This is a genomic window from Helicobacter sp. MIT 03-1614, from assembly GCF_000762925.2.
Lineage (GTDB): Bacteria > Campylobacterota > Campylobacteria > Campylobacterales > Helicobacteraceae > Helicobacter_C > Helicobacter_C hepaticus.
In genome coordinates, this window is sequence record NZ_JRMS02000001.1 from 20,926 (window position 1) to 36,237 (window position 15,312).

Below are 15,312 nucleotides of genomic sequence, written 5' to 3' on the forward strand. Positions count from 1 at the left end.
TAATTTAATTTTTTGAAGAATGTAATTTCGTAACACAATCATTTTTAAGTCAAATTTACTTACAATGTGTCTTTTATTTTTATAAAGGATTCACAAACAATGCGTTTTAAAGCACAACAGAGCCTCCACCTCATCTCGCTTGGCTGCACAAAGAATCTTGTAGATTCTGAAGTAATGCTTGGACGATTACAATCTTATGCCCTCACACAAGAGCTTGAGAGTGCTGATGTGATTATCATTAATACTTGCGGGTTTATAGAATCTGCTAAGCAAGAGAGCATTCAAACAATCTTTCACGCTTCAAGCAGTCGCAAAAAGGGTGCATTGCTTGTAGTAAGTGGCTGCCTCGCAGAGCGTTATACCAAAGAGCTTAAAGAAGAAATACCAGAGATTGATATTATCACAGGCGTGAGTGATTATGACAAAATCGATAGTATGATAGCCCAAAGACGCGCTATAACATCTAATAAAGTCTTTTTGGCTGATGAAAACGATAAGCGCGTGATTGTCGGCTCATCTTTTCACGCTTATATTAAACTTAGCGAAGGTTGCAATCAACAATGTAGCTTTTGTGCGATTCCGTCATTTAAAGGCAAACTCCATTCACGCACATTGCAATCCACACTCAAAGAATTGACAAATCTCTATAATCAAGGATTTAGAGATTTTAGTTTTATCGCTCAAGATTCTAGTTCATATATGCGTGATTTAGGGCAAAAAGATGGGCTTATACAGCTTATCCGTGCAGTTGATAATCTTAATCTTCCTATAAGTGCGAGAATCCTTTATCTTTACCCCTCTAGCACATCACTTCAACTCATAGAAAGTATAGCACAATCAAAAAGCTTTCTCCCCTACTTTGATATGCCTATCCAACATATTGCAGATGCTATGCTTAAAACTATGAGGCGCGGTGCGGATAAAGCTACTCATTTAGAACTCCTTAATGCGATGCGAGCAGTGCCTCATAACTTTGTGCGCACAAGCTTTGTGATAGGACACCCAAATGAAGATGAAAAAGCTTTTTTGGAATTGCACGAGTTTATAGAATCTTTTGCTTTTGATAGGATTAATCTTTTTGCTTACTCGCCACAAGAAGGCACTGCTGCGGATTCTATGCCCAATCGTCCTAACACAAAAATAACAAATCAACGTATCAATACACTTAATAAAATTATCCAATCTCAATACAAAGCTCATAATCTCGCGCTTGTAGGACAAGAAGTAGATGCCATACTTGAGGGTAAAAGCGAAGTAAGTGAATATTTTTATAAAGCGCGATTAAAACTTTGGGGCAAAGATATTGATGGGGAGATTCTGATAAATGATAGTGAAATTGTAGATAGTAATAATCAAATGCTCACCCTTAAAGAAGGATACTATCGTGTGCAAATTACTCAATGCAAAGATAATTTTCTTTTTGGCAAAGCCCTCTCCCACCTTTAGCAAATCTATCAGTAAAAAACATAAAAAATGTAATAACAATTTAAGGCACAATACATTAGACTTTGCACTCTGATTTTTGCCTTAAGGAATAATATGACTTCTGCACTTCGCCATTTAAGCATCAAGATTCAAATTCTTGCACTTGTAGCAATTCCCATTATTGCACTTATATATTTTCTCTTTATTCAGTTTTCTTATACGCTTGATTCTATCTCCCAAGCACAAAACCTACAAAAACAAATTCACATCTCCGAACAGCTCTCAAGACTCGTGCACGAAATGCAAAAAGAACGAGGTATGAGTGCTGGATTTCTCGCAAGTAGTGGCACAAAATTTGCGAATGAGCTTAAAGGGCAGAGACTACTCACAGATAAAGAACATAAAGCTCTAAGCGACATGCTCTCTCAAAGCAGCAATTTACCCCAAAGCTACCTTACACAACTTCATCAAGGTTTAGAATCTGTGGCAAAAATACAGCAGATTCGCAATGATGCAGATAAATCTATTGAAGATAAAATCAATATAGCACCACAAGTTATTGGCTATTATACTTCTACGATAGCTTTTTTACTTGATAGTGTTTTAGAATCTACAAAAATCATTTATGACGCACAACTTGCTAAATCTATGGTGGCTTATACAAGCTTTTTATATGCAAAAGAACGTGCAGGACTAGAACGCGCTACTATTAATGGTATCTTTACCCACAATGGTGTGCCAAATGATAATAATTATAATAAAGTTGTCTCTTTGATTGCCGAACAAGATGCGTATATAAAATTCTTTCTCTCAATTGCCTCACAAGAGAGCATTGATTTTTACAAAAATGCAATTAAAAATCCAAGCTTTGAACAAGTCCAACAAATGCGTGAGATTCTGCATTCTAAACGTCATAGTGGAAATTTTGGGATTGAACCAAAAGTATGGTTTGATACCATTACAACAAAAATTAATGTGCTTAAAGAAGTGGAAGATTTTATCGCCCATCGGCTTGATAGCTTTATCACTCAACATATTCAAACATTACAAAACGAGTTTATTAAATGGCTTATACTTGAGGGTGTTATTATGATATTTACACTCTTTTTATGCTTTATTGTGGTAAAAAACATTCTCACACGACTTAACAATGTCAATACCAAACTTGCTTATATTACACAAAATAAAGATTTAAGAGAGCAAATTAAAGTATTAGCCAATGATGAAATTTCTGCTATGGCACATTCTGTAAATGCTTTTATCCGCTATATTCACAATGTATTTTTAGAAGTAATTAAACAAACAAAAAATAATCTCTCTATTACACAAATACTTATAGATGTTTCCCACAAACTTGATAGCAACACCAAAGACATTGCTAAGATTTCTGAAAATAACACAGGACTTGGAGAAAAAAGCTACTCTATCATAGAGCAAAATATTACACTCTCTCAAGCAACAAAGGAAACATTAGAATCTGTGCTTTTAGATGTTAATCAAACAAAACATATCATAGAATCTATTAATGAGGAGATTGGGCAATTTACAATAAAAGAAAATCAAAATGTAGAAAAAATACTCTCCCTTGCTAATGAAGCAAAAAATATTCAAAGTGTGCTTATAGCAATTACCGATATAGCAGATCAAACAAACTTACTTGCTCTTAATGCAGCAATAGAAGCTGCACGTGCAGGAGAACACGGAAGAGGATTTGCTGTTGTTGCAGATGAAGTAAGAAAATTAGCTGAGAGAACTCAAAAATCCATTACAGAAACAAGTAGCATTATTCAATCCATATTGCAATCTATCAATGAGATTTCCTCTGATATGGAGCAAAGCTCTCAATCTATGAATCATCTCACACAACAATCCGAAATAATGCATAACAATATAGAATCCCTCTCAAATATCGTGCAAGAAGCAATGGAAAAATCACTTCTTAACTTAGAGGGTGCGCAAAAAGTCAATGCTAATACATCAGAAATTTTAGATAATGGCATTAAGATTGCCTCTTGTGTAGCACAAATTGTAGAGATTAATGAAAAAATGCAAAAAAGTTCAGGCACACTTGGCACACAAACAAAAACACTTAATGAGATGATTGATACTTTTAAAATATAAATTCTCAATTATTTTTCATTCAAAAAAAGCATTAAGGTTAAATAAAGAAAAATAAAAAAGATAAAAAAATCTTGTCTAAAATGTATCAAAAATACACATTGAGTAGTAAGCTACTTTTTAATATGTATAAATTAAACACACTTAGTTTATGATTGAATCTTAATAACTTTTTTTTATTTTGGAGGAGTAGCTATGAGTTTTATTGATACAATTAAAACACAGGCAAGGAAGAATAAAAAAACGATTGTTCTTCCTGAAACATCAGATTCTAGGACAATAGAGGCAGCGGTAAAAATTCTAAATGAAGACTTTGCAGAGCTTATTTTAATTGGAGAACAAGAACAAATCCTCTCCACATACCAAGATAATGCTCAAGTGCTTAAAAAAGCGACTTTTCTCCATTCTTCAGATACCGCATTGCTTGATGAATTGATTGAATTACTTGTCAAATTGCGCGCTCACAAGGGTATGGATAAATCTAAGGCGAGTGAAATCCTCGTAAATGATAATCTCTATTTTGGTGCAGCACTTGTGAAAGCAGGTAGGGCTGATGGTATGGTAGCAGGAGCAATTCACGCAACCTCTGATGTATTGCGCGCAGCACTACAAATTGTCGGCACTGCTCCAGATTCTAAACTTGTATCAAGTTTCTTTGTAATGGTAGTGCCCCAATGTGATTATGGATTAAATGGCACATTTGTATTCTCTGATTGCGGACTTTGTCAAAATCCAAGTGCTGAAGAGCTTGCACATATTGCTCTCTCAAGTGCAAAAAGCTTCGCGTCCATTATGCACGAAGAACCTATGGTAGCTATGCTTAGTCATTCAACTTATGGCAGTGCAAAACACCCAGATGTTGATAAAGTCGTTGAAGCAACAAAAATTGCTAAGAGTTTAGATAAGAATCTTAAAGTTGATGGGGAACTTCAACTAGACGCAGCAATAGTGCCAAGTGTAGGTGCTTCTAAAGCAAAAGGTTCAAATGTAGCAGGAAAAGCAAATGTGCTTGTATTCCCTGATTTAGATGCAGGAAATATTGGATACAAACTCGTGCAAAGATTCGCAAAAGCGGAAGCCTATGGACCTATCACGCAAGGTATGGGTGCGCCTATCAACGACCTTTCACGTGGTTGTAGCGCTGATGATATAGTGGGTGTAGTAGCTCTTACTGCACTTCAAGCCAAATAAATTCATACAAGGAGAAGAAATGAATATTTTAGTCATTAATTGTGGGAGTTCATCTTTAAAATTTCAGCTTATAGACACTGACACAGAAAAAGTCTTAGCAAATGGTATATGCGATAGAATCGGTATTGAGGGTTCAGTCTTACAATATAAAAATAAAGAGGGCAAAAAAAGTGAGAAAAAAGAAGCTATGCCAAATCACACTAAAGCCATTGAAATGGTGCTAGAAGCTCTTACAAATAAGCAAAATGGAGCAATTAGCTCGCTTGATGATATTCGTGCCATTGGACATCGTGTCGTTCACGGAGGAGAATTTTTTAAAGAATCTGTGCTCATTAATGACACGGTTATTGCACATATCAAAGAATGTTCAGATTTAGCACCACTACATAATCCAGCAAACCTTATGGGCATTGATGTTTGTAAGCAAAAAATGCCAAATACTCCTATGGTGGCAGTTTTTGATACAGCATTTCATCAAAGTATGCCACCGCAAGCCTACACTTATGGTGTGCCTTATGAATGGTATGAAAAACACAAAGTGCGAAGATATGGATTCCACGGGACAAGCCATAAATATGTCTCTCAACGCACAACAGAATTTTTGGGGCTTGATTATTATAATTCTAAAATCATCGTATGTCATTTGGGCAATGGTTCATCTATCTCGGCGATTAAAAATGGTAAATGTGTAGATACAAGTATGGGGCTAACGCCATTAGAGGGCTTGATTATGGGAACTCGCTGTGGAGATTTAGACCCTGCAATTTTAGAATACATCTCAAAACGTGAAGATTTGGATATTCAAAGCATTTTAAATGTTTTAAATAAAAAATCCGGTGTGTTAGGTATTTCTGGCGTATCAAGTGATTTTAGAGATTTGCTTGATGCAGATTTAGGCGGAAATGAACGCGCCAAACTTGCCCGACTTGCTTTTGCTTATCGTGTAATGAAATATGTAGGCGCATATTGTGCAGCAATGAATGGAGTAGATGCTGTGAGTTTCTGTGCAGGAGTGGGTGAAAATGCAAAATTTATACGCGGTATGATTGTAAAACATTTAGAATTCTTGGGTGTAGAGCTTGATGAGGAGGCAAATAATATCTGTGGGCAAGAGGCAATCATCTCTACTGCAAACTCTAAAGTGAAAGTGTGTGTGATTCCTACAAATGAAGAGCTTGTCATCGCACGAGATACAAGAGCTATCGTTTCACAGCTTAAAGACTAGGCACACAAAATGCAACCCTTTATCAAAGCAAAGAAAACTTTATTTATTTGCATTGATGTGCAGGAGCGGCTTTTAGGGCTTATGGCTCATAAAGATGAGGTAATAAAAAATACTAATATTCTTTTAGAATCTGCGCAGATTCTAAAAGCGCCTTTGCTTATCACAGAGCAATATCCCAAAGGACTAGGCAAAACGGATAATGCAATTAAATTGCCACCAAATGCAAAAGTATTAGAAAAAACAAGTTTTGGTATCTTTGGTGATAAAAAAATCAAAGATTATATCGCCAAAAGTAAGTGCAAGAGTCTTGTATTTTTTGGGATAGAAAGTCATATTTGCGTCCTGCAAAGTGTTATTGCTGCGCAGGATTTGGGCTATGAGTGTATACTTGCCGCAGATGCGCTGAGTTCGCGCAATGAGATTAATCATAATCTCGCGCTTGATTTTTTCCGCACGCAACAAGGGGTAAATGTGCTTCCTACAGAATCTATTCTTTTTGCAATTTTAGGAGATTCTATGCACGCCTCTTTTAAGGCAATCAGTGCGTTAGTAAAATAATTTAAATAAGTCTTCTTTAATCCGATTTTGTATATAAAGGTTTCTAAAAGAGGGCATTTAAGGAATTTTCTTTGCTTTATTTGCTCAACAAATGAAAGATTATTCAAAGGATAGACACAGGCAATGAATGTAACACTCTTGCAAAAATATATTCAAATCACTGTTGAGGAAGAGAGTGATTTTCTTCACAAAGCCCTTGCCTATGCAGAAAAATATTTCTCTAAAAGTTATCGCCTCTCAAGCACGATTCTTATCCTTGATGATGGCGAGAGATTCAAAAAAGATTATCTTGTGAATTGGGCATATCACGCTTTTGGGCAAGATGAAAAACATCAAAAATTGCATCATTTTCTAGATTCTTTGCAAAGTGATTTGCCTTATTTAGGAGAGAAGGCTCAAAAACCAGCTTTAGACGCGATAGATTCTATGCAGAAGCCTATTGAAGAGCCATTGCAAGATTTAAAATATTTGCTTGATTTTACTTATCTACCTATTCGCATTAAAATTGTGAAAAAAAATTCGCTTATCCAACGCGTGAAAATTGCTTTACGACTCTTAAATACGCGCCGCGTAATGCTAAAAATGGACCAAGCTAATAGTGTAGCTCGGCGATATATTGCAAATATTTTTGAGGATTATTATGTGGGGTGTGATAGAGATGAGATTTATCTAGATAGCACAAAGCCTTACTTTTGGGAAAGTATCATTAATCTCATTAGCTTTAAAGTTATTCACAATATCATTTTAGACTTTGATTATGATAGCTTTAAAAATCGGGGTGGTTTGGGTAAATTTGAAAATTCGTTTCTTACCGAAGAAGAACGCATATTGCGAAACTGCTATATGACATTAGAATGCCATTATCAAGATGATTTTGAATTTGTGAAAAAAAACTACCTTAAACTTGCTAAAGAATATCACCCCGATAATGTATTTGGGCAAGATGAACAAATTGTTGAAAGCTATAATGACAGATTTAGGAAGATTCAAGAAGCGTATGAGAGGATTAAAAGCTACACAAAAGCTTCTTAGCAAATACAAATGGAGGGGGGATGCGTTTTGTTTTACTACTTTTATTCTTAATTTTTCATTTTATACATCTTAATGCAGAACAATACAAGGCTACAAGACACTTTCCAGAGCTAAAGCAAAAAGGGGAAGTTACTCACTCCTCACTTGATATTGCAAAAATATGGGGTTATTGGGCGATTTATAATGGCGAGATAGAGCTAAGCGGCGTTTTAGAATTAGCCGACTATGGCGGTATGAATATGCACAAACTTTATGGTCATATTGGTGTATTAAGTGTATTGAACTTTTACCCTGATACTGCCACTTTAAAGCAAATACCTTTTGTTTTTCCCTATACCAATTTTGGTTCTCTTTCGTATATGTCTTATAATGCAGACGCATTCAAATTGTTTGGCATACATTTAAGAAATTTGCAGTGGTGGAAAGAGCATTTTGATGATGACCCCCGCATTATCATTGAAATTATAAGGCGCAATGAGCATTCAAGCAATAATACTCTACCTCCATCTCTCACAAAGCCAATTTATGGCGCAAGTGCAGTAAGGGCAAAAGTGCGACTAAAAAATTATAGAACAAGCAGTAGTGATTATACAGAATCTATCAAAAATGCCAAACAAGAAAAAATCAAAACAAACCCACATTTTAATTACTCTGCTCATTATTTTATAGATGCTAAACTCATCTCCATTGAACTTTTGGGCGATGTGGTAGTGAAGTATTTTCCTCGCCCAAAGGCAGAGGATTATGGCTTTATTCTTAAATATAATTCAAAAGATGAATATATCAATCTCCGCCAAAGCCCAAATGGCAAGATTCTCACTCGTATTTATAAAAAAGATATGCCCTCAAATCAAGCACAAGCCTTAAATCTTGAAAAAGGACTTATTATATATGATGAATATAAAGATTCCTATCGCATAGATTGCACTTTACAAAAGGATTGTGTCGCAAATCCACCGCTTACCTTTAAAGATGCTTATCAAGCACATATATACGGAGAGAGTAACATATTACTAGCAACCTATAACAACAATATAGACGACTATTGCGGGCAACTTTGTGGAGGCATAAAACGTTTGCAGTGGATAAATGCTATACTTGATAGAGAGAAACCAATATGGCTGCCTATCGTGTATTTTCCACCTAATGTAACTGATGGCAGTGGAGCTATATATGGCTATATCCACAACTCGCAGTTAAGTAGATTCTATCATTAAGTATAGAATCTACTCCGCCCTTTGGCACTCTTTAGGCAGAGTGTGTGAGGACATTAATTTTTGGAGGAGTTATCCTAGAAACTAAAGACATATCTCGCACCGACATTATAAGTATGCGAGGCTGTTACTTTTGGAGTACCTGCTGCCGCATCTGCTTTTTCCAATGTCGTAGCAATAAAAGGCACGCGAGCAGCGATTTCTATACTATGATGTTTGCCAAATTGACTCCTTAAACCAGCATTAAGCGCAACATTTAGCCCTGTCTTACTATTAAAATGTTCAATATCTCTGCCGCCCCAAGTATTAGCACCAGCTCCTACACCCACAAATACACCAAAATTCGCATTTGCACTTGCAACCAAATTATAAAGTGCATCAACATTTACGCCATAATCCATTACATTGCCTATAAGTTCCGGGTCTCCGTCTTTTGCTTTTTTACTTGCATCTGCATAAGCGAAGTTTATGTAATAACGCAATCCAAAACTAGGAGTAAAGAATTGCTTATAACCAGCAATCACTTCATAGCTTATGCCATTCAAATCCGTCTTTTCGCTCCCAAATTTAACTTGAGAGGCACCATAGCCTACACCAACACCTACAAATGCACCACTCTCCTCAGCTACAAGTGCAGAACTAGCCAAAGCAAGGGCAAGAGTAGAACTTATTATATATTTATATTTTTTGATTGTTTTCATTAGAAACCACCTTAATATTAATAAATTTGCGTTAAACGCTATTTAAAGTCTACAGCCCTTTCTTTACCAATTTTGCTTTTAAGTAAAATTTTGGGGTGTAAAAAATATATTTATGTAGAAAAATGTAGCAATATGGAGAGAATCTTAAGGCTGTGTTTGTTGAGTGCGTAGTCATATTCACTCGTAGGTTTGCCTTGCTTTGTGAGTGCATTGCGTGGCGTGCATTTGCTAGTGGGAAAAATTTGAAGTGTGTGCGTATCAAATGCTACGCGACATAAAATTCTTGTGTGAAATGATATTTTTGATACGCCTTTTTGAGGGTAGATTTACTTTTTTCTATACCATTGTGGTAGATTAGATTCTAAAGGTGTATTTTTAAACATCGCCTCTTGTTTTACATTGCTCTTTAGCTGCTCTCCCCATTGTTCAAGCGAAAAAGACATTGAAGTGTTTTCAAACATCTCACTCATATCCTCTACATTAGAAATATCCCACCCACTCAAATCGCAATTCAATGATTTTACATCTTTAAACATAGCCCTCATTGTTTTAACATTACTCACATTCCACTTTTGTATTTGGCAACCAGAATGACGATAATAGACATATTCAGAAAATAATCCTGCCATATCTGTAATAGCACTCGTATCAATATGATCAAGAGCTATTCGTATGGGTTGTCTCAACAATAAAATAAGCTCCTCTTTATCTTGTGGGTAATATATAATTCCTTTCTTGGGTATGCTTTCAAGCTTTGCTTGTTCTTTCTCTGTCAGCTTGTAAACCCAATTTGGCAAATGAGATTCTAAAGGTGTGCCCTTAAAAGTTTCTTCCGCAAGACAATCACAATTATATTCCATTTCAAGCATACGCGAGACTTTCCACATATTTAAGTCTTGATTAAAGGTAGAGGCATTTTTAAATATGTATGTCATATTTACAACATTTTCCACATTCCATTGGTTAAGAGGTTGATTAAAACTCTCTGCATTCCAAAACATTTCGCTCATATTTTTTACATTGCTGACATTCCACGCATTTAATGGTTGATTAAAACTTATTGCTCCTGTAAACATAAATTGCATATTTTTAACATTACTTACATTCCATTTATCCAAAGGTGCATTGAATGCGCTCGCATTCGCAAACATACCCTCCATACTTTCTACCTTAGAGGTATCCCATTCATTAAGTCCATCAAACTCCCAAGTTACTCCTGCAAACATATATGACATATTGGTAACATTGCTGACATCAAAATGTGAAAAATCACTAGGCTGGAAACTTGGTGCATTTTTATCTCGCATACACCCCCAAAAGGAGAAGAAATCATCATAATCAAGCTCGCATTCTAAGGCATACAAAAAGCTCATATCTGTAATGTTGCTTGTGTCAATATTTTTAAAATCAATATTTTCAGAGGTGAGAAGGTAATAGAGCTCATATTTATCCTTTGGGTGAAAGATACCCTTGTTGTCAATAGCTATATACATTACTTCGGATTCTTCAGATTCTGCGGATTTATTTTGTCCTCCATAAATACCATCATAATATACAGACTTAAAAATATCATCTGACAACAAAAGACCATTTATTTCAAAATCTTCAGTAACTTCAATATAGCCGTGATTATAAAGCCACCAATGAGCTAGTTTCTTTTCACCATCATAAAGTATTCTTGCTATGGCTGTGCGTTTGCTTTGTGAATCATAAAAAATAAAATAATCCCCTACAACTTTTGCAAAATCAACGCTGAACTCTAGCCCATTGGGTATAGAATAAAATTGGCAACAAGTTTCTTCTGGGTCTATCTCCCCAAACATTAAAATAGCTTTTTCATTCTTTCCTATGAGTGTTACACCAAAAGATTTATCTAAAGTATTTTCTTTTAGGATAAAATAGGGTGTAGCATATATGATTTCATTATCTTTTTGATTGACGGGTATCATCATCTCAGTGGGTTTATCAGGAAGTTCAAATAATGAATGTCCTTGAGAATCTTTTAACTCTAATAGTGGAAAGTCATAAGTGTAATTATCGGGGTCGTATGGGTGCTTGAAATGAGGTTTATCTTGTTGGTTAAACTTAAAATCTTTGGCTTCCAAGCCTTCAGGAAGTGGCACTTCTGGGATTATAGGAGGTAATATATAAGTCTCATTTGGATTTTGAGATACATCAGTAGAAGTAGAATCGGCATTATTGAGTGTGGCAATATTGTTTTGAGTATCTTGGAGCAATACACTTTCTACATTTTCAGAAACAAGAGATTTAGAATCTCTTAATGCCTTTATTCCAAATGCAACTGCCCCCACACAAGCTAAAAACACAAATCCAAAGATAATTTGTTTTTTCATTTTCTCTCCTTGATTATTTTCTTAAATTTACTTTATAACTTAACGAAAATATTAAGAGGAATTAGGCTTTAATACATAAGCAATAAAAGTAGGGGGGGGGGATTAGTAGATTCACTCTGTGAAATCTTATGTGTGTAAGAATCTTTAATTATATTACAAGCCTTTCTTGCCATTGCTACTCCCCCGAAGTTTTAAAATGTCGCATTATAAAATAATTTTGCTTAAACATCTTAATCTGCATATTTTAAGGCTTCTTGATAAGATACCTTATCGTGGCTCCTAGCTGCTCTACTCCTAACACTTCATAGCCGTGATTTTTCGCATCAATGGGGATATTATTAATGCTTTGTGGGCAATCACTTAGCACTTCCAAAATCTCGCCACTTTTAAGCTCGGGCAAAACCTCCAGAGTTCTTACCGCAGGATAAGGGCAAGGCTCACCTTGCAAGTCTAATCTAAAATTTGGGATAATTTCTTGTTGCATATTCTCCTCCTTTATGCGCGTTCAAATCGTTTATTTTTGGCAAAATATTGCCGCTCAAGAAACAGCACAAAGGCAAGGAATGCAAAAAGCAGCACATAGCTTACCACCAAGCCACCATAATTACCAAAGGATTCTAAAAGATTAATTTTAGGGAAGCTTGTCGCAAGCGGCACAGAATAATAATCCCAAGTCGCTGCCAAAAGCGTAGAGCCAATGACATTACCAACACCTACAATCCAATAATGCACCTGCCCCTCAACTGCGCGATACATCCAGCCACATTCACACCCTCCTGCAATCACAATACCAAAGCCAAAGAGCAATCCGCCAATCACTGCATTTGGCGCAGCCCACATAATTTTAGGCGGAAGTCCAAGCATAATGTAACTAAAAACGCCAATAGTTGAAACCATCATTCCCACAATCACCGCTCTTGCCATATATCCACGCCCTGTGATAAATAAATCCCTAAAGGCAGAAGTAAAGCAAATCTGCGCACGTGAGATGATAAAGCCAAATCCCACACCAAATACAACTGCAAGCGCTAAAATCGGAATCTTTTTACCCTCTGGAATATTGCCATACGCCATTAGATACGCTACCCAAACGCCAATTCCAACTAATACCAAAACACCAAGTGCAAAAAGGAGTTTTGCCCTACTCTGATTTTCTTTGCTATTTCCAATGTCTTTTTGTGAGCTGACTTTCTCTAGCTTTGTATGAGAGCGAAAAAGTGGGAGTAAAACAACCTTTGTGCCTAGCCACACACCAACAAGCGTCATAATCGTAAAAAACCACGCGTGCAGGCTAAATTGTGGAATCCCCGTAAAGAAACTCGCCAAATTACAACCCATACCAATCCTCGCACCAAATCCTGCGATAATCCCACCGATAAGGGCTTGAGCGATTCTAATATTGCTTTGAGGCAAACGAAACTTGACATTATTTGCCATTGCCGCAGCGGCAAACGCCCCTGCAAACATTCCAATAATCATCACGCCATCTACCCTATCTAGCGGAGTTCCTTGCAAACCTAGAATCTTAAAATAACCCCAAGTGCTTGTATCCACACCCAAAAGATTCATAATATGTCCGCCCCAACGCGTAAATTCACCTGTAACAGCCCAATAAGTCCCAGTCAAACCAAAATAATAAGCAGCCATTACGCCAAGTGCGATAATAGCAGGCATAGGCGACCAAAATTTGACTAGGAATCTTTGCTTGAAATCCTCAAACATAACATTCCCCAAAATAACAAAATAAAATTAGAGTGCGTAAGAAAAAGAAGTATGATGCGTCTCTAATGTAATGCTTTACACGAAAGCCTTTCTAAGATAAATTTAAGATTGTATATTACAGCGACTTAATAGAATCTTAACCTTATGGTGGAATATTTTTTGCTTGTATTCCTTAAAAATAAGGAGCACCAAAGGCGTTATAACCTCTAGCTTTTGACATATACAAGGAGTGTATAGCTATGGAAAGGAATTCATCAAAAATAAAAATTTTTTTAATATTTGTCCTGCTACTTTTAGTGGCTCTTGGTGGTGTATATTATTATATAGCAGCAGATTCTGATATTTCGCTTGAGGATATTAGTGAAAAAATAGAATCTAATCTTTTACAGCAAGAAAAAATAGAAAAATCTGAACTTGATTCTAAAGACACGCAAATTCAACGTTTAAAAGCCCAAACCAAAGCATTAAAAAAAGAGCAAGAGAGCACTCCTGTGAAACTCCGCTATTCTATCAAACCAAAAGATAAAATCGTGGCACGTTGTGTCAATATGAAAATAGGACGTTGGGGTATGCCAAAAAACTGCACTGAAGAGCTTACAAGTGGTATTGTAGCAATGGCAAGGGCAGATAATAAAATTGTGGCTTTTGAGATTTCAGGCGTGGTAGATAATCTCCCTTATGCAGGGCTAAGCCCAGAGCTTAAACAAGAAGGATTAGCGAGTTTTCGCGCAAGAGAGGCTATTTATATAGTGAGCAAAAGAATGCCAAATGTCGCAGCATTTGAGGGCTTAAGTCAGCAAAAGGCAAATCAAAGGGGATTTGTTGTCCGCGCATACTATGTGGAATAGACTCTAAAATGAAATCTCATAATGCCCCTATTACAAAAGTTGGTGTTATCTTGCGCCCTTCAAGCCCGGAGCTAAAAACGACTTTTTTGCAAATAAAAGAAGAGCTTAATAATGCTGGCATTGAAGTGATATTAGAAAGCATTAGTGGGGGTATGATTGAACTCTTAGGAAGAGATTTTCATCAGCTTGCTACACAATGTGATGCACTTTTTAGCCTTGGTGGCGATGGGACACTTATTTCTATGCTTCGCCGCGCATTTGAATATGAACTACCTTGTATGGGGATTAATACAGGACGATTAGGCTTTCTTACGGCACTTATGCCTCAAAATCTACATACCTTTACTTCTCATCTTAAAAGTGGGGATTACACTCTGCAAAAACATCTCGTGCTTCAAGCGCGTATATATTCCACCTTAAATACCGCATACGAAGACAATTTAGACAATAAAAACCAATCTCCTGCTCAAACGCTTATTGCCATCAATGAATTTCTTATCTCCAAACACGAATTAAGCGGTATGGTGCATATTGATGCAAGTATTGATAGAAAATATTTTAATACTTATAGATGTGATGGGCTTATCATCGGCACGCCTGCTGGCTCTACCGCATATAATATTAGTGCAGGTGGTTCAGTTATTTATCCTTATTGTCGCAACATTTTGCTTACCCCCATTGCACCACATTCGCTCACGCAGCGCCCATTAGTCTTAAGTGATGAATTTATGCTAGAATTTTATGCCAAAGAAAGAGCAAAACTTATCATTGATGGGCAAGAAATGATTGATATTATGCCCTCTGATAGAGTGCAAATTCAAGCTCTGCCCCAAAGTGCTATGCTGATGTATCCCCCTACACGAGATTATTTCAGCGTTTTAAAAGAAAAATTTAAATGGGGTGAGGAGCATTAAAACAAGGAGT

Annotated in this window: 13 protein-coding genes; 9 read left to right on the forward strand and 4 right to left on the reverse strand. The window is 36.3% G+C overall.

Annotation, left to right across the window (positions count from 1 at the left end; genetic code table 11):
* Positions 1–99: 99 nt before the first annotated feature.
* The 7 genes from rimO (at position 100) to LS66_RS00155 (ending at position 8,766) form a co-directional block, all read left to right on the forward strand.
* Positions 100–1,446 (forward strand): 30S ribosomal protein S12 methylthiotransferase RimO, encoded by a 1,347-nt coding sequence (gene rimO / locus LS66_RS00125; RefSeq protein ID WP_034366993.1) that lies wholly within the window; start codon positions 100–102, stop codon positions 1,444–1,446.
* 93 nt (positions 1,447–1,539) lie between these two features.
* The gene (locus LS66_RS00130) at positions 1,540–3,546 is read left to right on the forward strand and encodes a methyl-accepting chemotaxis protein (protein ID WP_011116150.1); all 2,007 of its coding nucleotides are present in this window, start codon (positions 1,540–1,542) and stop codon (positions 3,544–3,546) included.
* A 192-nt stretch (positions 3,547–3,738) separates the two neighbouring features.
* On the forward strand, positions 3,739–4,734 hold the full coding sequence (gene pta, locus LS66_RS00135; protein ID WP_034364985.1) for a phosphate acetyltransferase: 996 nt from the start codon (positions 3,739–3,741) through the stop codon (positions 4,732–4,734).
* 19 nt (positions 4,735–4,753) lie between these two features.
* Positions 4,754–5,959 carry an acetate/propionate family kinase gene (locus tag LS66_RS00140; protein WP_034364988.1) on the forward strand — a complete coding sequence of 402 codons (1,206 nt, stop codon included), beginning with the start codon at positions 4,754–4,756 and terminating at the stop codon, positions 5,957–5,959.
* 9 nt (positions 5,960–5,968) lie between these two features.
* Complete coding sequence (locus tag LS66_RS00145) at positions 5,969–6,517, forward strand: isochorismatase family protein (RefSeq protein ID WP_034364989.1); 549 nt, start codon at positions 5,969–5,971, stop codon at positions 6,515–6,517.
* Between the two features lie 123 nt (positions 6,518–6,640).
* On the forward strand, positions 6,641–7,549 hold the full coding sequence (locus tag LS66_RS00150; RefSeq protein WP_011116146.1) for a J domain-containing protein: 909 nt from the start codon (positions 6,641–6,643) through the stop codon (positions 7,547–7,549).
* 20 nt (positions 7,550–7,569) lie between these two features.
* Entirely contained in the window at positions 7,570–8,766 is a 1,197-nt protein-coding gene (locus LS66_RS00155) for a hypothetical protein (RefSeq protein ID WP_034364992.1), read from the forward strand.
* A 74-nt stretch (positions 8,767–8,840) separates the two neighbouring features.
* On the opposite strand, the gene LS66_RS00160 is transcribed toward LS66_RS00155, so the two are convergent.
* The 4 genes from LS66_RS00160 to yedE all read right to left on the reverse strand — a co-directional run bounded on the left by LS66_RS00160 (position 8,841) and on the right by yedE (position 13,540).
* A complete protein-coding gene (locus tag LS66_RS00160) occupies positions 8,841–9,464 on the reverse strand; it encodes an outer membrane beta-barrel protein (protein WP_034364995.1) in 624 nt (207 codons plus the stop codon).
* Between the two features lie 326 nt (positions 9,465–9,790).
* Complete coding sequence (locus LS66_RS00165; RefSeq protein WP_034364999.1) at positions 9,791–11,818, reverse strand: BspA family leucine-rich repeat surface protein; 2,028 nt, start codon at positions 11,816–11,818, stop codon at positions 9,791–9,793.
* 244 nt (positions 11,819–12,062) lie between these two features.
* Positions 12,063–12,302, reverse strand: coding sequence for a sulfurtransferase-like selenium metabolism protein YedF (gene yedF, locus LS66_RS00170; RefSeq protein WP_011116139.1), 240 nt, complete (start codon positions 12,300–12,302; stop codon positions 12,063–12,065).
* An 11-nt stretch (positions 12,303–12,313) separates the two neighbouring features.
* On the reverse strand, positions 12,314–13,540 hold the full coding sequence (yedE, locus tag LS66_RS00175; RefSeq protein ID WP_034365002.1) for a selenium metabolism membrane protein YedE/FdhT: 1,227 nt from the start codon (positions 13,538–13,540) through the stop codon (positions 12,314–12,316).
* Between the two features lie 239 nt (positions 13,541–13,779).
* Here yedE and LS66_RS00180 point away from each other — a divergent pair, with 239 nt between their 5' ends.
* Positions 13,780–14,388 (forward strand): hypothetical protein, encoded by a 609-nt coding sequence (locus LS66_RS00180; protein WP_011116137.1) that lies wholly within the window; start codon positions 13,780–13,782, stop codon positions 14,386–14,388.
* Between the two features lie 8 nt (positions 14,389–14,396).
* Complete coding sequence (locus LS66_RS00185; protein WP_034365005.1) at positions 14,397–15,302, forward strand: NAD(+)/NADH kinase; 906 nt, start codon at positions 14,397–14,399, stop codon at positions 15,300–15,302.
* Positions 15,303–15,312: the final 10 nt, after the last annotated feature.

Excerpts from the sequence above, each read along its gene's own strand:
- rimO (WP_034366993.1), top strand. The coding sequence starts at position 100 with ATGCGTTTTAAAGCACAACAGAGCCTCCACCTCATCTCGCTTGGCTGC.
- LS66_RS00130 (WP_011116150.1), top strand. The coding sequence starts at position 1,540 with ATGACTTCTGCACTTCGCCATTTAAGCATCAAGATTCAAATTCTTGCA.
- pta (WP_034364985.1), top strand. The coding sequence starts at position 3,739 with ATGAGTTTTATTGATACAATTAAAACACAGGCAAGGAAGAATAAAAAA.
- LS66_RS00140 (WP_034364988.1), top strand. The coding sequence starts at position 4,754 with ATGAATATTTTAGTCATTAATTGTGGGAGTTCATCTTTAAAATTTCAG.
- LS66_RS00145 (WP_034364989.1), top strand. The coding sequence starts at position 5,969 with ATGCAACCCTTTATCAAAGCAAAGAAAACTTTATTTATTTGCATTGAT.
- LS66_RS00150 (WP_011116146.1), top strand. The coding sequence starts at position 6,641 with ATGAATGTAACACTCTTGCAAAAATATATTCAAATCACTGTTGAGGAA.
- LS66_RS00155 (WP_034364992.1), top strand. The coding sequence starts at position 7,570 with ATGCGTTTTGTTTTACTACTTTTATTCTTAATTTTTCATTTTATACAT.
- LS66_RS00160 (WP_034364995.1), bottom strand. The coding sequence starts at position 9,464 with ATGAAAACAATCAAAAAATATAAATATATAATAAGTTCTACTCTTGCC.
- LS66_RS00165 (WP_034364999.1), bottom strand. The coding sequence starts at position 11,818 with ATGAAAAAACAAATTATCTTTGGATTTGTGTTTTTAGCTTGTGTGGGG.
- yedF (WP_011116139.1), bottom strand. The coding sequence starts at position 12,302 with ATGCAACAAGAAATTATCCCAAATTTTAGATTAGACTTGCAAGGTGAG.
- yedE (WP_034365002.1), bottom strand. The coding sequence starts at position 13,540 with ATGTTTGAGGATTTCAAGCAAAGATTCCTAGTCAAATTTTGGTCGCCT.
- LS66_RS00180 (WP_011116137.1), top strand. The coding sequence starts at position 13,780 with ATGGAAAGGAATTCATCAAAAATAAAAATTTTTTTAATATTTGTCCTG.
- LS66_RS00185 (WP_034365005.1), top strand. The coding sequence starts at position 14,397 with ATGAAATCTCATAATGCCCCTATTACAAAAGTTGGTGTTATCTTGCGC.